19 protein-coding genes are annotated in these 24,844 nt (G+C 72.3%); 13 read left to right on the top strand and 6 right to left on the bottom strand.

Going from position 1 to position 24,844, the window contains the following annotated elements; all coding sequences use genetic code 11:
• From cydD to holA, 9 genes are all read left to right on the top strand, one after another.
• Positions 1-1,659, top strand: coding sequence for a thiol reductant ABC exporter subunit CydD (gene cydD / locus AC3RKB_RS18185; RefSeq protein ID WP_491437730.1), 1,659 nt, complete (start codon positions 1-3; stop codon positions 1,657-1,659).
• Entirely contained in the window at positions 1,652-3,331 is a 1,680-nt protein-coding gene (gene cydC / locus AC3RKB_RS18180) for a thiol reductant ABC exporter subunit CydC (protein WP_491437729.1), read from the top strand. The genes cydD and cydC overlap by 8 nt, the downstream gene beginning before the upstream one ends.
• A gap of 192 nt (positions 3,332-3,523) precedes the next feature.
• Entirely contained in the window at positions 3,524-5,053 is a 1,530-nt protein-coding gene (locus AC3RKB_RS18175; RefSeq protein WP_491437727.1) for a M20/M25/M40 family metallo-hydrolase, read from the top strand.
• Between the two features lie 181 nt (positions 5,054-5,234).
• Positions 5,235-7,109: a PA domain-containing protein gene (locus AC3RKB_RS18170; protein WP_491437726.1), complete on the top strand. Its 1,875-nt coding sequence runs from the start codon at positions 5,235-5,237 to the stop codon at positions 7,107-7,109.
• 79 nt (positions 7,110-7,188) lie between these two features.
• Complete coding sequence (pabB, locus tag AC3RKB_RS18165) at positions 7,189-8,643, top strand: aminodeoxychorismate synthase component I (protein ID WP_491437725.1); 1,455 nt, start codon at positions 7,189-7,191, stop codon at positions 8,641-8,643.
• Positions 8,644-8,725: 82 nt separating this feature from the next.
• Positions 8,726-11,302, top strand: coding sequence for a leucine--tRNA ligase (gene leuS / locus AC3RKB_RS18160; protein ID WP_491437724.1), 2,577 nt, complete (start codon positions 8,726-8,728; stop codon positions 11,300-11,302).
• Positions 11,303-11,396: 94 nt separating this feature from the next.
• Complete coding sequence (locus AC3RKB_RS18155; RefSeq protein WP_491437722.1) at positions 11,397-12,095, top strand: ComEA family DNA-binding protein; 699 nt, start codon at positions 11,397-11,399, stop codon at positions 12,093-12,095.
• 1 nt (position 12,096) lies between these two features.
• Positions 12,097-14,523, top strand: a complete 2,427-nt coding sequence (locus tag AC3RKB_RS18150; RefSeq protein ID WP_491437721.1) for a ComEC/Rec2 family competence protein — start codon at positions 12,097-12,099, stop codon at positions 14,521-14,523.
• Between the two features lie 44 nt (positions 14,524-14,567).
• A complete protein-coding gene (gene holA / locus AC3RKB_RS18145; protein ID WP_491437720.1) occupies positions 14,568-15,584 on the top strand; it encodes a DNA polymerase III subunit delta in 1,017 nt (338 codons plus the stop codon).
• A 117-nt stretch (positions 15,585-15,701) separates the two neighbouring features.
• Here holA and rpsT read toward each other — a convergent pair whose 3' ends face one another.
• The 4 genes from rpsT to AC3RKB_RS18125 all read right to left on the bottom strand — a co-directional run bounded on the left by rpsT (position 15,702) and on the right by AC3RKB_RS18125 (position 18,738).
• Complete coding sequence (rpsT, locus tag AC3RKB_RS18140) at positions 15,702-15,962, bottom strand: 30S ribosomal protein S20 (protein ID WP_491437719.1); 261 nt, start codon at positions 15,960-15,962, stop codon at positions 15,702-15,704.
• 161 nt (positions 15,963-16,123) lie between these two features.
• On the bottom strand, positions 16,124-16,885 hold the full coding sequence (locus tag AC3RKB_RS18135) for an alpha/beta fold hydrolase (RefSeq protein WP_491437717.1): 762 nt from the start codon (positions 16,883-16,885) through the stop codon (positions 16,124-16,126).
• A 3-nt stretch (positions 16,886-16,888) separates the two neighbouring features.
• The gene (locus AC3RKB_RS18130) at positions 16,889-17,515 is read right to left on the bottom strand and encodes a response regulator (RefSeq protein ID WP_491437716.1); all 627 of its coding nucleotides are present in this window, start codon (positions 17,513-17,515) and stop codon (positions 16,889-16,891) included.
• Complete coding sequence (locus AC3RKB_RS18125; RefSeq protein ID WP_491437715.1) at positions 17,512-18,738, bottom strand: sensor histidine kinase; 1,227 nt, start codon at positions 18,736-18,738, stop codon at positions 17,512-17,514. Before AC3RKB_RS18125 ends, AC3RKB_RS18130 begins: the two co-directional genes overlap by 4 nt.
• 79 nt (positions 18,739-18,817) lie before the next feature.
• Here AC3RKB_RS18125 and lepA point away from each other — a divergent pair, with 79 nt between their 5' ends.
• From lepA to hemW, 3 genes are read left to right on the top strand one after another with little or no spacing between them, the layout of a single operon-like run.
• The gene (gene lepA, locus AC3RKB_RS18120; protein ID WP_491437714.1) at positions 18,818-20,674 is read left to right on the top strand and encodes a translation elongation factor 4; all 1,857 of its coding nucleotides are present in this window, start codon (positions 18,818-18,820) and stop codon (positions 20,672-20,674) included.
• A gap of 41 nt (positions 20,675-20,715) precedes the next feature.
• Positions 20,716-21,366, top strand: coding sequence for a DUF1990 domain-containing protein (locus AC3RKB_RS18115; protein ID WP_491437713.1), 651 nt, complete (start codon positions 20,716-20,718; stop codon positions 21,364-21,366).
• Between the two features lie 2 nt (positions 21,367-21,368).
• Positions 21,369-22,595: a radical SAM family heme chaperone HemW gene (gene hemW / locus AC3RKB_RS18110; protein ID WP_491437712.1), complete on the top strand. Its 1,227-nt coding sequence runs from the start codon at positions 21,369-21,371 to the stop codon at positions 22,593-22,595.
• 3 nt (positions 22,596-22,598) lie between these two features.
• Here hemW and AC3RKB_RS18105 read toward each other — a convergent pair whose 3' ends face one another.
• Entirely contained in the window at positions 22,599-23,069 is a 471-nt protein-coding gene (locus AC3RKB_RS18105) for a DUF4870 domain-containing protein (protein WP_491437710.1), read from the bottom strand.
• 117 nt (positions 23,070-23,186) lie between these two features.
• On the bottom strand, positions 23,187-23,600 hold the full coding sequence (locus AC3RKB_RS18100) for a DUF4870 domain-containing protein (protein ID WP_491437709.1): 414 nt from the start codon (positions 23,598-23,600) through the stop codon (positions 23,187-23,189).
• A 207-nt stretch (positions 23,601-23,807) separates the two neighbouring features.
• On the opposite strand from AC3RKB_RS18100, the gene hrcA reads away from it, so the two are divergent.
• Positions 23,808-24,827: a heat-inducible transcriptional repressor HrcA gene (gene hrcA / locus AC3RKB_RS18095; RefSeq protein ID WP_491437708.1), complete on the top strand. Its 1,020-nt coding sequence runs from the start codon at positions 23,808-23,810 to the stop codon at positions 24,825-24,827.
• Positions 24,828-24,844: the final 17 nt, after the last annotated feature.

The following is a 24,844-nucleotide window of genomic DNA, read 5'->3' as shown; positions in this document are numbered from 1 at the left end:
GTGCGTCCGCTCGATCCGAGGCTGCTCCGCCGGTCACGCGCCGCGCGGGGCTTCCTCGTCGCCGGGGGAGCGCTCGCACTCCTGCAGGCGGGCGCGACGGTCGCGTTCGCATGGGCGCTCGCTTCGCTCGTCGTCGGCCTGATCGAGGGCGGCGAGCCCGGCGGCGTCGGCGTGCAGCCGGTCGTGGCTGTGCTCCTCGTCGCGGCATCCGTCCGCGCCCTCGCGGGCTGGTCGTGGGAGTCGCTCGGCTCGGCCGGCGCCATGCGGGTCAAGTCCGAGCTCCGCGACGAGCTGCTCGCGAGCCTCGAGAACCGCCCGGGCGCGCGCGACGTGACGACCGCGCGTGCCGCGACGCTGCTCGGCCCCGGCCTGGACGCGCTCGACGACTACTTCGGCCGCTACCTGCCGCAGCTCGTGCTCACGGCGGTCGCGACGCCCGTGCTCATCGTCGCCGCGTGGGCGGCCGACTGGGTCTCAGGGCTCATCCTCGTGATCGTGCTCCCGCTCATCCCCGTGTTCATGGCCCTCATCGGCATGGCCACCGAAGCCGTGCAGCGACGGCAGTGGCAGCGGCTGCAGTCACTCTCGCGCGGGTTCCTCGAGGTCGTGGGCGGGCTCTCGACGCTCATGGTGTTCGGCCGAGCCGAGCGACAGGTCGGCCGCATCCGCGCGGTGACCGACGAGTACCGGTCGAGCACCATGAAGGTGCTGCGCGTGACGTTCCTCTCCGGCTTCACGCTGGAGCTCGCGGCGAGCCTGTCGGTCGCGCTCGTCGCCGTCGCGATCGGACTGCGGCTCGTGGCGGGCGACATGTCGTTCGCGCCCGGGTTGTTCGTGCTGATCCTCGCTCCCGAGGTGTTCCTCCCGATCCGCAACGTCGGCGCCGCGTTCCACGCGTCGACGGCCGGGCTCGAGGCGTCGCGCGACGCGCTGGACCTGCTCGACGGCGGGGTCGACGAGCGGGCGGGAGCCGTGGCATCCGCTCGGCCCTCGACGGGTCGTGCTGAGACGGGCGAGCCGGCGACGGATGCCGCGGGGCTGCGCGCCCGCGGCCTGACCGTGCTCCGCGACGGCCGCCCCGTGGTGGAGGGACTCGACCTCGACGTCGCGCCGGGCGAGGTCGTCGCGATCACGGGTGCGAGCGGATCGGGGAAGTCGTCGATCGTCGCCGCCGTGCTCGGGTTCGCGGACTGGACCGGCGACCTGCGGCTCGACGGCGCCGACGCCGGCGCGGCGACCCGCGCCGGCGTAGCGTGGGCCGGTCAGGCGCCGCAGCTGCTCGAGGGCACCGTCGCCGAGAACGTCCGGCTCGGGTGCGCCGACGCGCCGCTCGCCGCGCTCGACCGCGCGCTCGCGATCGCCGCGGTCGACGTGCCGCCGGATCTCCCGCTCGGCCCGGGCGGCACCGGGCTCTCGGGCGGCCAGGCCCAGCGCGTCGCGATCGCTCGCGCGGTGCACCGCGCGCTCGCGACCGGCGCGCGGTTGCTCGTGCTCGACGAGCCCACGTCGGCGCTCGACGCCGGACGCGAGGCGGAGCTCGGCGCGGCGCTGCGCGAGTTCGCCCGCGAGGGACGCGCCGTGCTCGTGACCACGCATCGCGACGCGCTCTCGCAGGCCGCGGACCGCGTCGTGAGGATCCCGGAGGGCGCCCGTGTCTGACCGCTCCCGTTCCGTGCTCCGCCAGGCCGTGCCGCCCGTGCGACGGCTGCTGCCCTCGGTGCTCCTCGGCATCCTCGCAGGGCTCTCGAGCGTGGCGCTGCTCGCCGCGAGCGCGTGGCTCATCGCGCGCGCCGCCGAGCAGCCGCCCGTGCTCTACCTCTCGCTCGGCGTGGTCGGCGTCCGGGCGTTCGCGCTCGGCCGCGCGGTCTTCCGCTACCTCGAACGGCTCGCGGGTCACGACGCCGCCTTCCGGCAGCTCGCGGAGATCCGCGCGGGGGTCTTCGCGCGGATGCTGCCGCTCGCGCCCGACGGACTGGCGGCGTCGCGGCGTGGTGACCTCCTGGCCCGCTTCGTCGGCGACGTCGACGACCTGCAGAACGTGTCGCTGCGCATCGTGCAGCCCGTCGCGAGCGCCGCGGTGGTGCTCGTGGCCGCGATCGCCGGCGTCGCGTGGCTCGCCCCGGCGGCCGCGGCGGCGGTGGCGACCTGTCTCGTCGTCGGCATCGGGGTCGCCGTGCTCGCGCAGGCCGTGCTGGCCGCGCGCGCCGACGACCGGCTCGGGCCGCTCCGCGGCGAGCTGCAGGGCGCGATCGTCGAGCACGTGCAGGCGCTCGACGTGCTCGTCGCGTTCGACGCGGCCGAGGCGGGCCGGGCTCGGATCCGGCGGCTCGGTGCGCGGCTCGAGCGCGCGACGCGCGCGCGGGCCTCGGCCGTCGGGCTCGCGGCGGCGGCCATGAGCGCGGTGGGCGTGTTCGCCGCGGCCGCGAGCCTCGGTGCGTCGCAACCGCTGCTCGCCGACGGCCGCATCGACGGGCCGACCTTCGCGGTGCTCTGCCTCGTGCCGCTTGCGATCGCCGAGGTCGCGGCCGCGCTGCCGATCGCGATCGGCTCGCTGCGCGTCGTCCGTGCCAGCGCCCGGCGCGTCGCCGAGGCGGTGCCCGAGCGTGTTCCGCCGGAGCTGCCCGTCCAGGTCGCCGGCCACGCCGACTCGGCGGAGATCGAGGACGGTGCGCTCGTTCCTGCCATTCGCCTGCGCGGCGTGCGGGCCGACTGGCCCGGCGGCCGCGACGCCGCGACATCCGGGGCCCCCGCGCTCGACGGCATCGACCTCGATCTCGAACCAGGGGAGCGGCTGCTCGTCGAAGGGCCGTCGGGTTCGGGCAAGACGACCCTGGCCCACGTGCTCGTGCGGTTCCTCGAGTACGGCGGCTCGTACCGGCTCGGCGAGACGGAGGCGCGCGACCTGGATCCGCGCGCGGTGCGCCGGATCGTCGGGCTCGTCGAACAGCGTCCCTGGCTCTTCGACGAGGACGTACGGCAGAACCTCCTGTTCGCGCGCGACACGGCGTCGGACGACGAGCTCCTCGCGGTGCTCGACCGGGTCGGCCTGCGCGAGTGGGTCGAGGAGCGCGGCGGGCTCGACGCCCCCGTCGGCGAACGCGGAGCCCTCGTCTCCGGCGGGCAGGCGCAGCGGATCGCGCTCGCGCGCGCGATGCTCGCCGACTTCCCGGTGCTCGTGCTCGACGAGCCGACCGCGAGCGTCGACCCCGAGCGCGCGGACGCGCTCCTGCGCGACCTGCTCGAGGCGGCCGGGCGCGACCGGTCGGTCGTGCTCATCTCGCACACGGGGGCGCCGAACGGCCTCGTGGAGCGGCGGGTGCGGCTGGGCTAGGCACACGCCCGATCGACCTGACCGGGGAGGACTCCCGCCGCTTCGCGCACGATTCCGCCGTTGCGCGCAACTCGCTTGCGCGTTCCGGAGACGATCTTCCGAATGAACCGGTTCGTGGGCTAGGTTCGCGCCAACGGTGTCCGATCCGCTCGCGACGCCGTGAGATCACACCATCTCCACGAAGGAGCATTCGTGAACCATCGAACCAAGTCCCGACTCCAGATCGGCGCCATCGCGGCCTCCACCGCCGTCGCCGGGTCGTTGATCCTCGCGGGCACGGCCCAGGCCGCGCCGAGGATCGACACCTCGGCCCTGAGAGGAGCCGTCACCGTCGAGGGCGTGATGGCGCATCTCGACGCGCTGCAGGCGATCGCGGATGCCAACGGCGGCACCCGCGCGGCCGGCACGCCGGGCCACGAGGCGTCGGTCGCGTACATGGCGGGGCTGCTCGACGACGCGGGCTACGAGATCTCGCTCCAGGAGTTCTCGTACGAGAACGTCACGATCCTGGGCTCGTCGCTCGAGCAGACCGCGCCCACACCGACCGCGTACGTCGAGAACGTCGACTACGTCCCGATGGAGTTCACGGGCGCAGGGGACGTCACGGCGGCCGTCACGGCGGTCGACATCAATCTCGTCGGCGACCGCGCCTCGACGAGCGGGTGCGAGGACGCGGACTTCGCCGGCTTCCCGGACGGGAACATCGCCCTCATCCAGCGCGGCACCTGCACGTTCGGCGAGAAGGCCGACAACGCCGCGGAGGCGGGGGCCTCCGGCGCGATCATCTTCAACCAGGGCAACGGCGGGCCGGACCGCACCGACCTGTTCGGCGGCACGCTCGGCGATTTCGCTCGCGACATCCCTGTCGTGAGCGTGTCGTTCCCGCAGGGCGAGGTATGGGCGAACACCGCGGGCCTCACGCTGCACCTCGCGATCCAGACCGAGGTCGATGAGATCACCACCAACAACCTGCTCGCCGACACGAAGACCGGCCGCACAGACCGCACCGTCGTCGTCGGTGGACACCTCGACTCGGTCGAGGAAGGGCCCGGCATCAACGACAACGGCTCGGGCACCGCCACGATCCTCGAGGTCGCGTTGCAGATGCACGAGCTCGGCATCGAGCCCGAGAACCGGGTGCGCTTCGCATTCTGGAGCGGTGAGGAGGATGGCCTGATCGGCTCGAGCTACTACGTCTCGCAACTGTCGCCGCGTGAGATCAAGCAGCACGCGCTGAACCTCAACTTCGACATGATCGGCTCGCCGAACTACGCCAACTTCGTCTACGACGGCGACGGCGGCGCGTTCGGCACCGCGGGTCCGAACGGCTCGGACATCATCGAAGGGGTCTTCACCGAGTTCTTCGCGTCGGAGGGCGAGTACACCGAACCCACCGAGTTCGACGGCCGGAGCGACTACTTCGGGTTCATCGAGGCAGGCATCCCCGCGGGCGGTCTCTTCACGGGCGCCGAAGGCATCAAGACGGTGGAGGAGGCCGCGCGGTACGGCGGCACCGCCGGGCAAGCGTACGACCCGTGCTACCACCAGGCGTGCGACGACATCGACAACCTGAACGAGGACGCGCTCGACGTCATGTCGGACGCCGTCGCGCACGCGACGCTCACGTTCGCCGAGACCGAATCGGCCGTGAACGGCACGGCGAAGGGCAACGCGAAGGGCCAGCTGGAGCTCGAGTTCAAGGGCAGCCACGCCATCCGCTGATCGTCTGATCGAGCGAACCGGACCTCCGCACAAGCGGAGGTCCGGTTCCGTTTCGGCGCCGATTCCGAGCGTTGCGCGCAGGCTCGTTGCGTCGTACCGCGATACCCCTATCCCTACTGGGCCGGCTGGTGGTTGAATCCCCCCGTCGAAGACGCACTGCCCTTCCAGTAGAGGAGCTCTCATGAGGAGACGAGCAGTATTCGCAGGCACCGCGTTCATCGCCGCCGGAGCACTGGTGCTCAGCGGCGGGCCGGTGCTCGCCCACGACGACGTCGACTGGGTCGACGACGGCGTGCTGGATTCCGGAAAGGAGACGCATTACCACCATTCGCACGACCAGCAGCACGGTGAGGGGGAGGGCCACCTCCCGCCGACGAGCGCGAACGTCGACGTGATCGGCCAGCTCGACCTCTTCGAGGGCGACGAGGAGCCGGGCCGGATCGCCGACGTGTCGGCGTTCGGGGACTACGCGTACCTCACCGCCTTCTGGGAACCCGAGTGCGACCGCGGCGGCGTGTACATCGTCGACATCTCCGACCCGACGGAGCCGGAGGTGGTGAGCCTGATCCCGAGCCATCGCGGCACGTTCAGCGGTGAGGGATCGCAGGTGATGACCCTCGATACGCCGTTCTTCTCGGGACAGGTGCTCGCCTACCAGAACGAGATCTGCCCGGGTGAGACGCACGGGGTCGGCGGCATCACGCTCGTCGACGTGACGAACCCGCACAATCCGAAGAAGCTCGTCGAGGGCGCGGGCGACTTCACGCTCCCGGGCACGGCGCAGGGCAAGGCGCAGACCAAGGCGAACGAGACGCACTCGGTGCGGATGTGGACGGACGACGAGACCGGCAAGGCGTACGCGGTGCTCGTGGACGACCTCGAGGAGACCGACATCGACATCCTCGACATCACGAACCCGTCCAAGCCCAAGCTGATCTCGGAGACCTCGCTCGACGACGACACCGAGCAGCCGCTCGGCGACGTGCACGGCGACGCGGTGTTCCTCCACGACATGGTGGTCGAGGAGATCGGCGGCCGGCAGATCATGCTGGTCTCCTACTGGGACGGCGGCTACGCGAAGCTCGACGTGACCGACCCGGCGAACCCGGTGTTCCTGGCCGACACCGACTTCGCGGCGGTCGACCCGGTCCGGGCGCAGTTCGGCCAGAGCATCACGCCCGAGGGCAACGCGCACCAGGCGGAGTTCACGCGGGACCGCGGGATGTTCATCGCCACCGACGAGGACTTCAACCCGTATCGCGTCGTCGCCACGATGGAGGACGGCACGGAGTTCACCGCGATCCAGGGCTCCGACGTGCCGCAGGTCGAACCGGGCACCGACCTGTCCGGCGACACCAGGTACGTGGGGCTCGCGTGCGATGCGGCGCTGCCGGCACCCGACGGGGCCACCATCGCGGTGATCGAACGCGGCGTGTGCGACTTCACCGTCAAGGTGCAGAACGCCGAGAACGCCGGCTACAAGGGCGCCATCGTGTTCAACCGCACCGGCGTGGACGGCTGCGAGACCCTCGTGTCGATGCTCGTCGAGGCGGGGATCCCAGCGGTGTTCGTCTCCCGGACGGACGGCTTCCGCATCCTCACCGGCGGCGTGCCCGCCGGCTACACCTGCGAGGACTCGGGCGTCGGCACCGCCGTGCCGACCGCGATCGGCGACACGGGCCAGTCCGTCGACATCGCCGCCGTGTTCGACGGTTGGGGCTACGTGCACCTGTACGACGCGAACTCCATGCAGGAGCTCGACCAGTACTGGGTCCCCGAGAGCCAGGATCCGGATTTCGCATCCGGCTACGGCGACCTGTCGGTGCACGAGGTCGCGACCGACCCCGACCAGGACCTCGCCTACATCTCGTACTACGCCGCGGGCTTCCGCGTGCTGAGCTACGCGGGCGGGCAGCTCCAGGAGGTCGGCCGCTTCATCGACGATGGCGGGAACAACTTCTGGGGCGTCGAGGTGCACAAGCACCCCAACGGCCAGAAGTACGTGCTCGCCTCCGACCGCGACAGCGGGCTGTACATCTTCCAGTACGCCCCGTGAGCCGGTGAGCCGCTGACGGGCGGGCGGGCGCCTCGAGCGCCCGCCCGCCTGCCGTGTCCGGCGGTCGTAGGCTGAGGGGATGCCGCGACGCATCCGGAGCCTCACGCTGCCCGAGTGGCGCGACCCCGAGCTCGTGTTCCTCGCCGTCGCGGCCGACGCGGCACGGGTCGCCTGGCTCGACGGCGGTCGCGACGCGACTGACGGCCGCAGTGTGATCGCCGTGGCGCGCGGGGGAGCGCCCTCGGTGCTCGCCGCGGACGACGCGGATCCCGACGAGGTCTACGACGCGCTCGGGGCGCACCTGGGCGCGGCGGTGCACGGTGATGACCTCGACCCGGTCCGCCGCGCGGCCGTCGGATGGCACGGCTGGTTCGGCTACGAGTTCGGCGCCCGCACGCTCGGGGTGCCGGCAGCGGCCTCCGACGCGCCCGGTGTCGCGTTCTTCTTCGCCGACCGGGTGATCGTCTTCGAGCACGCGGCGCGCGCGGTGCGGCTCGAGTGGATCGAGGACGACGCGGCCGACGCGACCTCCGCCCGCCGCTGGGTCGACGAGACGGCGACCGCGATCGAGCGGGTGACGACGGATGGCGCGGACCCCGCGGCGCGTCACGAGCGATCCACGGGGCCCGCGACATCCGGCACCGCACCGGCCCCCACGCACTGGCGACACGACGCCGACGCGTACCGGCGCATGATCGCGGAGTGCCGGGCGGCCATCGTGCGCGGCGACGCCTACCAGCTCTGCCTCACCAACCGCGTCGACGTCGATGCCGCGCCCGACCCGGTCGCCGCCTACCTGCGCCTGCGTCGCAGCAGCCCGAGCCATCACGGCGGATTCCTGCGCTTCGGCGACGTCGCGCTGCTCAGTGCCTCGCCCGAGCAGTTCCTGCTCGTCGAGCGCGACGGGACGGTGGCGACCAAGCCCATGAAGGGCACCCGGCCGCGCTCGGACGATCCGGCGACGGATGTCGCGCTGCGCGCCGAGCTCAGCACGAGCGAGAAGGAACGCGCCGAGAACCTCATGATCGTCGACCTCATGCGCAACGACCTCGGCCGGATCGCCGAGCTCGGCAGCCTCCGGGTGCCGAGCCTGCTCGAGGTCGAGGAGTACCCCCACGTGCACCAGCTCGTCTCGACGGTCACGGCGCGGCTGCGCCATCCGCTCACCGCACTCGACGCGGTGCGCTCGGCCTTTCCCGCGGGTTCGATGACCGGGGCGCCGAAGCTGTCGGCCATGACGATCCTGCACGGGCTCGAGCGGGGTCCGCGGGGCGTGTACTCGGGGGCGTTCGGATGCCTCGGGGCCGACGGCACCGCCGACCTCGCCATGGTCATCCGCTCGATCGTGCTCACGCCGTCGGGCGCATCGATCGGCACGGGCGGCGGGATCACCGCACTGTCCGACCCCGACGACGAGGTCGAGGAGACGCGCGTCAAGGCGCGCGCGCTCATCGCGGTGCTCGGCGGCGACGTGCCGGCGCCGCCCCGTGCGCCCGATGCGAACGGCCCGCGGCCGGCGCACGCGATCGAATAGGCTTGACCCTCGGGCGCCGCCTCGGCGTGCCCGCTTCCGGGCATGCGCCCAGCCCCTCCCGCGCTTCACGATTGAGAGTCACGTGGCACACGAGCAGGACACCCCGCAGGCCGCCGACGCCGGCACCTACGACTTCGCCGCCATCCAGGCGAAGTGGCTTCCGGTGTGGGAGGAGCTCGCGCCGTTCCGCGCGGCGCAGCCCGGTGACACGCGGCCGCGCAAGTACATCCTCGACATGTTCCCGTACCCGTCGGGCGACCTGCACATGGGCCACGCCGAGGCGTTCGGCTTCGGCGACGCGGCCGCGCGTTACTGGCGCCACCAGGGCTTCGACGTGCTCCACCCCATCGGCTGGGACTCGTTCGGCCTGCCCGCCGAGAACGCCGCCATCAAGCGCGGCGCCGACCCGCGCGCGTGGACCTACGCCAACATCGACCAGCAGAAGCGCTCGTTCAAGCAGTACGCGCCGTCGTTCGACTGGTCGCGCGAGCTCCACACGAGCGACCCCGAGTACTACAAGTGGAACCAGTGGCTGTTCCTCAAGCTGTACGAGAAGGGCATCGCGTACCGCAAGGCCGGCCTCGTGAACTGGTGCCCCGTCGACCAGACCGTGCTCGCCAACGAGCAGGTCATCGACGGGCACTGCGAGCGCTGCGGCGCCGTCGTGACGAAGAAGGCGCTGACGCAGTGGTACTTCCGCGTCACCGACTATGCCGACCGCCTGCTCGACGACCTGAACCAGCTCGAGGGCAAGTGGCCCTCGAAGGTGCTCACGATGCAGCGCAACTGGATCGGCCGTTCCGCTGGCGCCGACGTCGACTTCGCGATCGAGGGACGCGACGAGCCGGTCTCGGTCTTCACGACCCGCCCCGACACGCTCTACGGCGCGACCTTCATGGTCGTGGCGCCCGATTCCGAGCTTGCCGCCGAGCTGGCCGCCGGCGCATCGGAGGACGTGCAGGCGCGCTTCGGGCAGTACCTCGAGTCCGTCCGCGCCGAGAGCGACATCGACCGCCTCGCGACCGACCGGCCCAAGACCGGCGTGTTCCTCGAGCGGTACGCGACCAACCCGCTGAACGGCGAGCGCCTGCCGATCTGGGCCGCCGACTACGTGCTCGCCGACTACGGCCACGGTGCGATCATGGCGGTGCCGGCGCACGACCAGCGCGACCTCGACTTCGCGCGGGCGTTCGAGCTCCCGGTGCGCGTGGTCGTCGACACCAATGCGCCGATCACGGGCGTCATCCCGGTGATCCCCGTCGACGAGCACGGCGTTCCGCTGCCGCTCGAGGAGCTGCCCGAGCTGGACCCGGCGAACACGGGCGTCGCGCTCGCGGGCGATGGCCGGCTCATGAACTCCGGGCCGCTCAACGGCCTCAGCAAGTCCAACGCCATCCGACGCGCGATCGAACTGCTCGACGAGAAGGGGGTCGGCCGCGCCGCGAAGAACTACCGCCTGCGCGACTGGCTGATCTCGCGCCAGCGGTACTGGGGCACGCCCATCCCGATCATCCACTGCGACGAGTGCGGCGAGGTGCCCGTGCCCGAGGCCGACCTGCCGGTTCGGCTGCCGGATGCCGCGGGGCTCGACCTCAGCCCGAAGGGCGCGAGCCCGCTCGGCGCGGCTGAAGAGTGGTCGCGGGTCGCGTGCCCGGACTGCGGCGGCGAGGCGCGCCGCGACTCCGACACGATGGACACCTTCGTCGACAGCTCGTGGTACTTCCTGCGCTACCTCGACCCGAACGACGACTCGCGCGCGTTCGACCCGGCCGAGGCCGAGAAGTGGCTGCCCGTCGACCAGTACGTCGGGGGCGTCGAGCACGCCATCCTGCACCTGCTCTACGCGCGGTTCTTCACCAAGGTGCTCTTCGACCTCGGCTACCTGGGCTTCACCGAGCCGTTCACCTCGCTGCTCAACCAGGGCATGGTGATCATGGACGGCACGAAGATGTCGAAGTCGAAGGGCAATCTCGTCGAGTTCGCGTCCGAGCTGTCGGCCCACGGCGCCGACGCGCTGCGGGTCACGATGGCGTTCGCCGGCCCGCCCGAGGACGACATCGACTGGGCCGACGTGTCGCCGGTCGGCGCGGCGAAGTTCCTCGCACGTGCCTGGCGCATCTCGGGCGAGGTGACCTCGAGCCCCGACGTCGAGTGGAAGACGGGCGACCCCGCCCTTCGCCGTGTGACGCACCGCCTGCTCGCCGACGCGCCCGGACTCGCCGAGTCGTTCAAGTTCAACGTCATCGTCGCGCGCCTCATGGAGCTCGTGAACGCGACCCGCAAGGCGATCGACTCCGGCCCGGGCGCGGGGGATGCGGCGGTGCGCGAGGCGGCCGAGGTCACCGCGATGATCCTCGACCTGTTCGCGCCGTTCACCGCGGAGGACATGTGGCAGCGGCTCGGCTACGAGCCCACCGTCGCGAACGTCGTGTGGCGCAAGGCCGACCCGGCCCTGCTCGTCGAGGAGTCGGTGACCGCGATCGTGCAGGTCGACGGCAAGGTGCGCGACCGGATCGAGGTCTCGCCGAAGATCGGCGCCGACGAGCTCGAGGCGCTCGCGCGCGCGTCGGCCGCCGTCGCGCGCTCGGTCGGCGAGCGCGAGATCGCGAACGTGATCGTGCGTGCGCCGAGGCTCGTCAACATCGCGACGCGGGCCTGACGACCGGTCCTCCACAGGCGGCCGCTCGGGCGCGTTGCGCACCCGAGTCGGCGAGTGACGGGCCGGGGCCGGCCGCGGACGTAGCGTTCGGGGCATGCCCGAATCCGCCGTCGATCCGCTGGCCGCGCTCGAGGGCGCCCGTGCGCGGCCACGTGCGCGGATCGCGGTCGGCGCCGCGGTCGTGCTGTTCGTCGTCGCCGTGGCGGTCTCGGCCGTGGTGTCGTTCGCCTCGGGCGGCGGCGGGGAACAGGGCGAGATCGCCGCGCCGGCGGTGTCGGTCGACGGCGCCGGAGACACCGGTTCTGGTTCCGGTTCAGCTTCGGCGGGCGCGGCCGACGGCACGGGGGCGACGCCCATCCTCGTGCACGTGCTCGGCGCCGTGGTCGAGCCCGGCATCGTCGAACTCGCGCCGGGCTCCCGCGTGCTCGACGCGGTCGCCGGTGCGGGAGGGCTCGCGGCCGATGCCGACCCCGCCGGGGTGAACCTCGCGCGGGCACTCGTCGACGGCGAGCAACTCGTCGTGCCTCGGGTCGGCGAGGTGCCGGCGCCGGCAGCCAGCGGCGACCAGGTCGGTGCGGGAGGGCCCGGTGCGGCGGCGTCGGGTCGCGTGAGCCTCAACCAGGCGGACGTCGCGGCGCTCGACACGCTTCCGCGCATCGGGCCCGCGCTCGCCCAGCGCATCGTCGACTGGCGCGAGGCGAACGGCCCCTTCACCGACGTGGCTCAGCTGCTCGAGGTCGCCGGGATCGGCGACGCGGTGTACTCGGGGCTCGTCGGCCTCGTGAGCCTCTGACGTGCGCGCGCACGACCTGCGACTGCTCGGCCCGGCCGCGTCGACCTGGGCAGCCGCGTGGCTCGCCACCGGCGCGACGGATGCCGCGGTGCCCGCCTGGGTGGCGCCGGTCGCCCTCTGGTCGCTCGCCGGGATCGCCCTGGTCGCGGTGATCGGCGGTCGTGTGCGATCCACCGAGCCCGTCGGCGTGCGGGATCGCCGCGACGTTCGTGCCATGCTCCGCAGGGTCGGCGCGCCCTTCCTGGTCGCGACCGCCTGCGCAGCCCTCGCGGCAACCGTCGCCGGCGCCGCCCTGGCGTCGAGGGAGGGGAGCGCTCTCGCGGGCGCGGCGGAGACGCGCGCGCCGACGGACCTTGCGGCACGACTCGAGTCGTCGCTCCGGCCGGAGCGCGCGGCCCCGTGGGGCGGCGGCGCGTCGATGCGCGCGCGGGCCGCGCTCGTCGAGGTCGCCGGTCGGGCGGTGCCATCCGTGCCGCTCGAGATCGTCCTGCCGGCGGATGCCGCGGGCGGCGCGCCGCCGGGCTTCGGCTCCGTCGTCACGGTCGTCGGTCGTGTCGCCGAGTCGCCCGGATCCGAGCGCGCCGCGTTCCTGGTGCGCGCCTCGGAGGTGGTCGCGGTCGGACCGCCGCCGTGGGTCGTCGCCTGGACGCATCCGCTTCGCGCCGGGCTCGCCGATCGGGCCGAACGGCTCGGCGGCGACGGCGGGTCGCTCGTGCCCGGGCTCGCGATCGGCGACACGTCGCGGATCTCCGCCGACCTCGATGCCGCGATGACGGCGGCGTCGCTCACGCACCTGACGGCGGTGTCGGGCGCCAACTGCGCGCTCGTCACGGCGGCCGCGTTCTGGTTCGCCGGACTGCTCGGGGCGCCCCGGGTGGGCCGCGTGGTCGCGGCCCTGGTCGCGCTCGTCGGGTTCGTGCTGCTCGTCACGCCCGAGTCGAGCGTCGTGCGCGCGGCCGCGATGGCCGTCGTCGTACTCGCCGCGTGCGCGACCGGCCGGGCGGGCGGCGGTGCGTCCGCCCTGTCCGTCGCCGCGATCGTGCTCCTGGTGGCCGACCCCTGGTACGCGCGCGACTTCGGGTTCGCACTCTCGGTGTGCGCCACCGCCGGACTCGTGCTGGGCTCGGGGCCGCTCGCGACGACGCTGGCCCGATGGATGCCGCACCCCGTGGCCGTCGTCCTCGCGGTTCCGCTCGCCGCTCAGCTCGCGTGCCAGCCTGTGCTCGTGCTGCTCGACCCGGTCGTCGCGACCTACGGCGTGCCCGCGAACCTGCTCGCCGCGCCGGCCGCCCCGATCGCCACGATGGCGGGGCTCGCGGGATGCCTCCTGCTGCCCGTGCTGCCGTCGGCGGGATTCGCCGCGCTCCAGCTCGCGTGGTTGCCCGCCTCGTGGATCGCGCTGCTCGCCCGCGGCGTCGGCGCCATGCCGTTCACCGGGCTGCCGTGGATCGCCGACGCGCCCGGCGCCGTGCTCTGCGCGGTCGCGATCGCGGCCGCCGCAGTGCTCGCGGCGACGCGCTCGGGCGTTCGGGCACGGTCGGTGCACCCGAGGCGTGTCGTCGCGGTGCGGGCCGGTGCGGTGATCGTGCTCGGGTTGAGCCTCGCCGTGCCGCTCGGCGCCGCGGTCGGGCGTCCTGCGATCGCGCAGGCCTCCCGGCCCGACGACTGGAGCGTGCTGCAGTGCGACATCGGCCAGGGCGATGCCGTGCTGATCCGCGAGGGCGGCGCGACCCTGCTCGTCGACACGGGAGCCGATCCCGAGCCGCTCGCCGCCTGCCTCACGCTCGCCGGCGTCGACCGGATCGACCTCGCGGTGATCACGCACTGGGATGCCGACCACGCGGGCGGAGTGGAGGCCATCGCCGGCCGCGTCGACGTGGTGCTCCACGGCCCGCTCGACGGCGCCCGATCCGATCGCGCGCTCGGGCCGCTCGCCCGCGGCGGTGCCGAGCTCGTCCAAGTCGGCGACGGGGCGACCGGCCGGCTCGGCGAGGGCCGCTGGCGGGTCCTCTGGCCACCCGCACGCGCCGAACCCGGGAACGACGCCAGTGTCGTGCTCGAACTCCGAGCCGACGACTACCGTGCCGTCTTCCTCGGCGACCTCGGCGCGGACGCGCAGGCCGCACTGCTCCGCCGGCACGAGATCGGCCGTGTCGATCTCGTCAAGGTCGCCCATCACGGCAGCGGCGACCAGGACCCGGCGCTGTATCGCGAGCTCGCGGCATCCGTCGGCCTCATCGGCGTGGGTGCCGACAACGGGTACGGGCACCCCACGACGAGCCTGATCGAACTCCTCGCCGAGGCAGGCACGGTCCCCATCCGCAGCGACCGCTCCGGCACCGCGGCGCTGACCGTCGTGGACGGACGGTTCCAGCTCTGGGCGGAGCGTGGCGAGGACCCCTCCGACGCTGTCGTCGGCCCTCCGTAGACTGGTGCGGGCCCCGCTCCTCGTTTGCGGGCGGAGGGAGACACGTGGCGGCACGAACGGGCACGGCGAGGTCGAAGGTCGCGATTCCGCAACTCGCGTGGACGGCGGTGCGGCCCGCGCCGGTGGTCCTCGTCTCCGGGGGAGAGGACGTGCTCGCCGAGCGCGCGATGACGATGCTGCGCGACGCGCTCCGCGCCGACGACCCGTCACTCGAGGTGAGCGACCTCGAGGCTGACGGCTACGCGCGCGGCACGCTGCTCACGCTCGCCAGCCCGTCGCTCTTCGGCGAGCCGAGGCTCATCCGCATCACGGGCGTCGAGAAGGCGAGCGACGAGCTCATCGTCGACGCGCTGGAGTACCTCGCTGCTCCGGCCGAGGGCACCACGCTCGTGCTCCGGCACCGGTCGGGCGTGCGCGGCAAGAAGCTCCTCGATGCGATCCGCTCGGGCCAAGGCGGCGGCGTCGAGGTCGTGTGCGCCGAGCTCCGCAGAGATTCGGAGAAGCAGGACTTCGCCGCCGCCGAGTTCCGGCTGGCCGGCAGACGCATCGCACCGGCGGCACTGCGCGCCCTGGTCGGGGCGTTCAGCGACGACCTCGGCGAGCTCGCCGCGGCCTGCCGTCAGCTCATCGCCGACGTCCCCGGCGACATCGACGAGGCCACCGTCGCCAAGTACTACGGCGGTCGCGTCGAGACGACCGCGTTCGAGGTCGCCGACGCGGCGATCGCCGGCCGTCACGGCGAGGCGCTCATCGCGCTGCGGCACGCCCTCGAATCCGGTGCCGACCCGGTGCCCATGGTCGCCGCCTTCGCCATGAAGATTCGGACCATGGCGAAGGTCGCCGGCGCGCGCGGCGCCTCAGCCGGCTCGCTCGGCCTCGCGCCCTGGCAGGTCGACCGGGCACGTCGCGACCTGATCGGCTGGACCGACGAGGGCCTGGGCGCCGCCATCCAGGCGCTCGCGGCGACCGATGCCGCGGTCAAGGGCGCCGAACGCGACCCGGTGTTCGCGCTCGAGCGACTCGTCGGCGTCATCGCGGCACGCGGCCGCGTCGAGGCCTGAGGCATACCCGCCGCACCGCGAGCGACGTCCCCGGCGGCGCGCCGCCCCGATGCCGCCCCGACAACGACGAAGGCCCCGCACCGGACGGTGCGAGGCCTTCGTGCGGAAGTGCTCGGATCAGAGCGCGGCGACCTGCTTCGCGATGGACGACTTGCGGTTCGCGGCCTGGTTCTTGTGGATGACGCCCTTGCTCACGGCCTTGTCGAGCTTGCGGGTCGCGACGCGGAGGGCGGCGGTGGCCTTCTCCTTGTCACCCTCGGCGATCGCCTTGCGGGTCGCGGTGATGACGGTCTTGAGCTCGCTCTTCACGGCCTTGTTGCGCTCCTGCGCCTTCAGGTTGGTGCGGATGCGCTTGATCTGCGACTTGATGTTTGCCACGTGGTTCGTCTTTCGTGTGTTCTGCGGGTACCGGAGTTGCCGCAATCGGTAGAGGGGCCGTCGCGGCGCATCGTGCGGGGGTGGGACCCACACGCAAGCCAACAGGCAACGATACCAGCAACGCCGGGACGACACCAATGCGCCCGGGTGTGCCGCGCGCGTCAGCGCGTCCGATCGTGGCGGACCCGTCGAGCCGCCCGCGCCTCCAGCTCGGCGACGGCACCGAGCACGGCCGCGGCGAACTCATCGGGGCGCGCGAGGCTCACGAGATGGGTCGCTCGGTCGATGAGCACGAGCCGTCCGTCGCGGGCGGCCCGCACCATCCGGCGCTCCTCGATGCGGAAGTGGTCGTACCGGCCGTTGACGAACCAAACGGGCACCTCGATCGCGGCGATCGAGCGCTCGACGTCGAGTTCGGCCACGGCCGTGAGTGCGGGTTGCATCACGTCGAGCGCGACGCCGCCGGCGACGATGTCGTCGACCGCGGCGGCCGGGAGGAACAGCCGCGCCATGGCGTCGTTGAGGCCACGCCCGCGGTCGGGAAGCCGGTTGATGGCCCGCGCGAGCGCCAGGTAGCCGCGCAGCCCGGGCCCGCGCGGACGCGTGCCGCACGACGCCGCGACGAGGCCGTCGATCCGATCCGGATGGCGCGCCGCGTACTCGATCGCGAGGTACCCCCCGAGGCTCAGCCCCACGAGCAGTCGCGGCACGCCGTCGGCGGCGCCGTCGGCTCGGGAGACCGCACGGTCGATCGCGTCGACCGCGGCCTCGATCGTGAAGGCCTCGTCCAGGCGGGCGCCATGACCGGGCAGGTCGACGGGGAGCACCTCGAGGTCGTGCCGCGAGAGGCGCGCGACCTGGCCCCGCCACATCGTCGACGACGTGCGGATGCCGTGGACGAGCACGACACGGGCCCGGGGCACCGGTCAGCCCGCCCGGATCGCGCCCAGCTCACGGGCCTTCGCGACGGCGGCCGTGCGCGAGCCCACGCCGAGCTTGGTGAAGATGTGCACGAGGTGCGACTTGACGGTCGCCTCGCTGAGGAAGAGCGCCTGCCCGATCTCGCGGTTGGTGCTGCCGCCGGCCACGAGCTGGAGCACCTCGGCCTCGCGGACCGTGAGTCGCTGGTCGGCGCTGCGCTGCGACGCGTCGAGCCGCGACGCGACCGCGGGCGCGAGTGCCGACTCACCGGCGGCGGCCGCGTGGATCGCGGCGATCAGCTCGCCGGGCGGGGCATCCTTCAGCAGGTACCCGCTGGCGCCGGCCTCGATCGCGCCGAGGATGTCGGCGTCGGTGTCGTAGTTGGTGAGGACCAGCACCCTCGGCGCGCCCGCCGCCGCCCGGATGCGCCGCGTCGCCTCGACGCCCTGGAGCCGCCCGGGGAACTGCAGGTCCATGAGCACGAGATCGATCCCGGGCGCCGCCGCGAGGCGCACGGCCTCCTCGGCGGAACTCGCCTCGCCGGCCACCTGGAGGTCGGGCTCGGCCTCCAGCAGGGCGCGCATGCCGGCACGGACCACGGGATGGTCGTCGCTGAGCAGGAGCCGGATCACGCGGTCACCGCCGGGATCCGCACGGACAGGGCCGCGCCGCCGCCGGGACTCGACTCGACGTCGGCGGTGCCGCCGAGGTTCTCGGCACGCTGCCGGATGGCGCGCAGCCCGAACGAGACGCCCTCGGCGGCCTGCGCGTCGAGGCTCGCGGGATCGAACCCGATGCCGTCGTCGACGACGTCGAGCGCGACCTCGTCGCCGAGGTAGCTCAGCGTGAGCTCGGCCCGTGCCGCATCGGCGTGCTTGACCACGTTCGAGAGCGACCCCTGCGCGATGCGCAGCAGTGTCGCTTCGATCGACATCGGCAGCGGCACCGGCTCGCCGCTCATCGAGAACGACACGCGCGTGCGCGTGCCCGCCTGTGACGCCTGCTCGTTCGTCGCGTCGGCGAGCCGCCGGAGCGCCGCGGGCAGCGTCCGCTCGTCGAGCGCCGGCGGCGTGAGCTCGCGGATGAACCGACGCGTCTCCTGGAGGTTGTCGGCCGCCGTCTCGCGCGCGAGCCGCAGCTTCTCGCGGGTCGCCTCGTCGGCGACGTCGCGTTCGGCCGCGTGGAGCAGCATCTGGATGCTCGAGAGCCCCTGCGCGACGGTGTCGTGGATCTCCCGCGCGATGCGCTCCCGCTCGGCGAGCGTGCCGGCCTCGCGGCTGGCCGCGGCGAGCTCCTCGCGCGTGGCGAGCAGGTCGAGGATGAGCGACTGCCGTTCGCGGGACTCCACGGCCATGGCCCGATAGCCGAGTCCGATGATCACCGCGACGCCGGCGGAGATGAACGGACCCAGCACGCTGCCCACCTCGAATCCGAGGTGGGTGGTCGTGCCCCAGACGCTGAGCGTGAACGTCACGGCCACGAGCGGCACCGCCCAGCGCGCCGGGAGCACGTGCAACTCGATGAAGAACAGCGGGAACGCCAGGAACGCGGCATCGGGTGTGAGCGCACTCAGCCCGAGCCACAGCCCCAGCAGCATGACGAGCCAGCCGGCCCGCATCCAGGGCGCGACGACCTGGTGCGCGGTGACCACGCCGACCGCGTAGGTGCCGAGGAACGCGATCGACAGGATGGCGATCGCCACGAGGTCGGAGCTGCCGACGACGATCGCGCGCGCGAGCACGAACACCGTGAGCCCGACGACGAGCACGTGGAGTCCGATGCGCAGCGAGGTGAAGACGGGCCGCAGCGCCGATGGCTGCACCCGTCCGACGAGGGGGGCATCGAGCACGGTCATGGTGGGATTCAGCCTAGTGACCGGCCCCTTCCGCGGCATCCGTCGAAAGTGGGATCGCCCGCATGGGAGAATCGTCGGGATGTCTCCGAGAGCCGCCCACCCGCCGGTGCCCGCCGCCACCGACCCCGCGCTGATCCGCAACTTCTGCATCATCGCGCACATCGACCACGGCAAGTCGACCCTCGCCGACCGCATGCTCGGCATCACGGGGGTGGTCGCCGACCGCGACATGCGGGCGCAGTACCTCGACCGCATGGACATCGAGCGCGAGCGCGGCATCACCATCAAGAGCCAGGCCGTGCGCATGCCCTGGCAGGTCGGCGACACGTCCTACGCGCTCAACATGATCGACACGCCCGGCCACGTCGACTTCAGCTACGAGGTCTCGCGCTCGCTCGCGGCGTGCGAGGGCGCCATCCTGCTGGTGGATGCCGCGCAGGGCATCGAGGCGCAGACGCTCGCGAACCTCTACCTGGCGCTCGAGAACGACCTCGAGATCATCCCGGTGCTGAACAAGATCGACCTGCCCGCCGCCGAGCCCGAGAAGTACGCGAGGGAGCTCGCCGACCTCATCGGCGGGTCGCCCGACGACGTGCTGCGCGTCTCGGGCAAGACCGGCCTGGGCGTGGAAGACCTGCTCGATCGGGTCGTCGAGCGCATTCCCGCCCCGGTGGGCGACGCGGATGCCCCAGCCCGCGCAATGATCTTCGACTCCGTCTACGACAGCTACCGCGGCGTGGTCACGTACGTCCGCATGGTCGACGGCCGGCTGAACCCGCGCGAGCGCATCCAGATGATGTCGACGAAGGCGACGCACGAGATCCTCGAGATCGGCGTGAGCGCACCCGAGCCGACGCCCACGAAGGGCCTGAGCGTCGGCGAGGTGGGCTACCTCATCACCGGCGTGAAGGACGTGCGCCAGTCCAAGGTCGGCGACACCGTGACCACCGCGGTGAAGCCGGCCGCCGAGGCGCTGGCCGGCTACACCGAGCCGCTGCCCATGGTGTTCTCGGGGCTGTACCCGATCGACGGCAGCGACTACCCCGAACTGCGCGAGGCCCTCGACAAGCTCAAGCTCTCCGATGCCGCGCTCGTCTACGAGCCCGAGACCTCGGTCGCCCTCGGGTTCGGGTTCCGTGCCGGATTCCTGGGCCTGCTGCACATGGAGATCGTCACCGAGCGACTCCGCCGCGAGTTCGGCCTCGACATCATCAACACCGCGCCGTCGGTGGTCTACGAGGTGACGACCGAGGACAAGAAGAGCGTCACGGTCACCAACCCGAGCGAGTTCCCGACCGGCGGCAAGATCGCCGAGGTGCGCGAGCCCGTCGTGCGCGCCGCGATCCTCGCGCCGAAGGACTACGTCGGCACCATCATGGAACTCTGCCAGTCCCGCCGCGGCACGCTGCTCGGCATGGAGTACCTCGGCGAAGACAGGGTCGAGATCCGCTACAACATGCCGCTCGGCGAGATCGTCTTCGACTTCTTCGACAACCTCAAGTCGAAGACGGCCGGCTATGCCTCGCTCGACTACGAGCCCGCGGGCGACCAGGCCGCCGACCTCGTCAAGGTCGACATCCTGCTGCAGGGCGAGCAGGTCGACGCGTTCAGCGCGATCGTGCACCGTGACAAGGCGTACGCGTACGGCGTGCTCATGACGGGGCGCCTGCGCGAGCTCATCCCTCGGCAGCAGTTCGAGGTGCCCATCCAGGCCGCGATCGGCGCGCGCATCATCGCGCGCGAGTCCATCCGCGCGATGCGCAAGGACGTGCTCGCCAAGTGCTACGGCGGCGACATCACCCGCAAGCGCAAGCTGCTCGAGAAGCAGAAGGAGGGCAAGAAGCGCATGAAGATGGTCGGGCGCGTCGAGGTCCCCCAGGAGGCGTTCATCGCCGCGCTCTCGGGCGAGACCGAGAAGAAGGACGCCAAGAAGTAGGCCGGGCCGTCGCGATCCCGCCCGTTCCGTAGAATTGACGGATGACTCGCCGGAGCACGTTCACCGACCAGTCCGTCACGTACGGCGCGATCGGCGCCACGCTCGACCCCGACCTGCTGCGCTACCCGCCCGCGGGCTTCCGCCCCGCCGAGGACTCGGTGAAGCTGGGCTCCGGCAAGGACCGGTTCGACCGCGCCGCCGAGGAACTCATGACCTGGGGGATCCAGAAGGGCGCCGGCTTCGAGGTCCTCGAGATCTCGCCCGGAACCGGTGCGCAGTACACGGGCATCTCGTACGGCCCGGATGGCGCCCCCCGCGCCGACCAGCCTGCGCCACGGACCGAGCAGCGCTTCGGACCCGACGGCACCCCGTACGTCAGCGCGGGCATGACCGCGACGCTGAAGCCCCGCGGTCGCAAGGGTTCGCGCGGCAGCATCCCGGTGCTCGTCGTGTACGTCGTCGACGAACCCGAGCGGATCGGCTTCGCGTACGGCACGACCGGCGACGCGGCCGAGAGCGGTGAGGAGTCGTTCCTCCTCGAGCACCGCGACGACGACTCGGTCTGGCTGACCATCCGCTCCGTCCTCCAGCCGAACGGCGGTCTCCGCCGCATGTTCGCGCCCGCGGTGCGCAGGCGCCGACGCGACCTCACGACGCGGGAGTTGCGCGCACTGCATCCCGCGTACGCCTGACGATGGCGGGTCCGCTTCCCCTCGGCGATCCGGCTCCGGCCGACGGCCTGCTGCCGCCGGCAGCGGTCGAGCGGGCCGACGAGCGCGCGTTCGGCGTGTACCTGCACGTGCCGTTCTGTCGCGTCCGCTGCGGGTACTGCGACTTCAACACATACACCGCGGGGGAGCTCCGCGGCGTCTCGCAGTCGCAGTACGCCGACCAGGCGATCGACGAGATCCGGTTCGCACGGGTCGCGCTCGCGGCATCCGGTGCCCCGGAGCGCGCCGCGCAGACCGTCTTCCTCGGCGGCGGCACCCCGACGCTGCTCCCGGCCGCCGACCTCGTCCGAATGCTCGACGCGGTCCGCCACGAGTTCGGCCTCGCGCCGGGCGCCGAGGTGACGACGGAGGCCAACCCCGACTCGGTCGACGCCGACGACCTCAGGCGACTGGCCGATGGGGGATTCACCCGGGTGTCGTTCGGCATGCAGTCCGCGGTGCCGCATGTGCTCGCAGCGCTCGACCGCACCCACGATCCCGCGCGCGTGCCGCTCGTGGTGCGGTGGGCCCGCGAGGCCGGCCTCGACGTCAGCCTCGACCTGATCTACGGGACGCCGGGGGAGTCGATCGACGACTGGCGCACGAGCCTCGAGGCCGTGCTTTCGGAGCGGCCCGACCATGTCAGCGCCTACGCGCTCATCGTCGAGGACGGCACGAAGCTCGCGCGGCAGATCCGGCGCGGCGAGCTGGCGGCACCCGACGACGACCTCTCCGCCGACATGTACGAGCTCGCCGACGACCTGCTCAACGCAGGCGGCTACGAGTGGTACGAGGTGTCGAACTGGGCGACGGATGCCTCGCACCGCTCGCGCCACAACCTCGGCTACTGGCGCGGGGACGACTGGTGGGGCGTCGGGCCCGGCGCGCACAGCCACGTCGGCGGCGTGCGGTGGTGGAACGCGAAGCACCCTGCCGCCTACGCCGACCGGATCGCCGCGGGCGTCTCGCCGGCCGTCGGGCGGGAGACGCTCGATGCACCCGCCCGTGAGACGGAGCGCGTGCTGCTGGCCACGCGCATCCGCGAGGGCATCGAGGTGGGATCCCTCCACGCCGGCGGGCGTCACGCGGTGGCGGGGCTCATCGCCGACGGGCTCGTGGACGCACGAACCGCCCTCGCCGGTCGGCTGACGCTGACGCGGCGAGGGCGGTTGCTGGCCGACGCCGTCGTGCGGCGCCTGGTCGAGGACTGAGTCCTAGCTCACGAACTTGATCGCGACCGGGTAGACGTAGTACTCGCCGTTGTTGGCCTTGATCGCGGCGATGATGCCGAACACGATCGCGGCGATCCAGGCGGCGATCAGGATGAAGATGCCGATGATCACGAACGTGAGGATCGAGCCCACGACGTATGCGATCAGCAGCGTGATCTGGAAGTTCAGCGCGGTCGCGGTGTGCTCGCGGATGAACGGGCCCTTGTCCTTGAGGATCAGGTAGCCGATCAGCGCGGGCAGGAAGCCGAACAGGATGCCGCCGATGTGGATCAGCGTCGCCCAGAGCTTCTCGTCGGCGGGGCTGAGCGGCTGGCTCTGCTGGTAGGCCCCTCCACCGGGAGGCGGAGGCGTGGGGCCGCCCGGAGGCGGCGGCGGCGTGCCGCCGGGAGGCGGCGGAGGCGTGGTCCCGCCGGGCGGGGGCGTCGGGGGCGTGGGAGGTGGTGCGTCGGACATGATGCTGCTCCTTGAGGGTCGCGCCCGGATCGCGGGTCGGTGTTTTCATGCTGGCACAGCGCGACGCGCCGGTCGAGGCATCCTCGCCCGGCGCGTCGCGTGACGAGATGCGGCGCCTTACTTGATGAGGCGCACCGCGAAGGGGTAGCGGTAGTGGCGACCCTCCTTGGCCTGGAGGAAGGCGATGATCGAGAAGACCACTCCGAGCACCCACGGGACCCAGGTCAGGAAGGAGAGGAACGCGCCGAAGCCGAACGTCACGATCGTGAGGACGGTGACGACGATCCAGAGCGCGATGGTCGCGAACAGCAGGGTGATCTGGAAGTTCAGGGCCTCCTTGGCCTCGGTGTTCGTGAAGGAGCCGCGGTCCTTGAACACGAGCCAGATGATCAGCGACGGGAGGATGCCGAGGATGCCGCCGAGGTGCGCGAACGACCCCCACTGCACGTCCTGCTCGTGCGAGAGCGGGGCGGCGGGAGCCGACTGCGGGGCGGCGTTGGGATCGTGCGGAGGGACGTTGGGGTCGGTCATGTGCATGCCTTTCGGATCGGGACGCGGGCACCTCGAACGGGGAGGGGTGGATCGGGTGGGTGCGCGCGACGTTGCACACGCTACTGCGGCGCCGTTCCGGCGGGCAACGGTGCGAGCCCTGAATGTCGCGATAGGATTGGCAGTCATGCGAACCGAGTGCTAAGCGCCGGTCCGCCGCCGTCACGCCGGTCGAGGGAAGCGAGGGCCATGGTCTCCGAACGCAGTCTCGCCGTGCTCCGCGCGATCGTGCAGGACTACGTCGCGTCGCGCGAGCCGGTCGGCTCGAAGACGATCGTCGAGCGTCACCACTTCGGCGTGTCGGCGGCCACCATCCGCAACGACATGGCCCTGCTCGAGGAGGAGGAGCTCATCGCGGCTCCGCACACCTCGTCGGGCCGCATCCCCACCGACAAGGGCTACCGGGTGTTCGTCGACCAGCTCGCCGACATCCGCCCGCTGACGACCGCGCAGCGGCAGGCGATCGAGACCTTCCTCGGCGAGTCGAACGACCTCGACGAGCTGCTCTCACGCACCGTGCGGCTCGTCGCGCAGCTCACCCGCCAGCTCGCGGTCGTGCAGTACCCCAGCTTCCAGCGCGCTCGCGTTCGCCACGTCGAACTGGTCTCGCTCGCGCCCACGCGCGTGCTCTGCATCCTCATCTCCGACACCGGACAGGTCGAGCAGCGGCTCGCCGAGCTCGCAGAGCCGGCCGACGAGGAGACGCTGGGCCGGCTCCGCAACCGCCTGAACGAGGTGGCCGCGGGCCTGACGATGACGGATGCCGCGGCGGCACTCTCCGCCGAGACCGCGAACGCCGACCGGGCCCATGCCGAGGTGCTGCGCACCCTCGCGGCCACGCTCGCCGACCAGGCGAAGTTCACCCGCAGCGACCGGCTCGTCGTCGCGGGCGCTGCGAACCTCGTGCGCACCGAGCAGGACTTCGCCGGCAACATCCTCGGCGTCATCGAGGCGATCGAGGAGCAGGTCGTGATCCTGCGCCTCTTCGGCGAGATGACCTCGGAGGAGGGGCTGGCGGTGCGCATCGGACGCGAGAACGCCGCGTACGGCCTCGGCGAGACCTCGGTCGTGTCGAGCTCGTTCGAGATCCCGGGCCGCGACGTGTCGCGCCTCGGCATCGTCGGCCCGACCCGCATGGACTACTCCCAGAGCATGGCCGCCGTGCGCGCCGTGGCTCGCTACCTCTCCCGGACGCTCGGCGAGAGCTGAACCGCGCGGAGCCGCCC

Source organism: Agromyces capsici (genome assembly GCF_058349965.1).
This window is presented reverse-complemented; position numbering and strand designations above follow the sequence as displayed.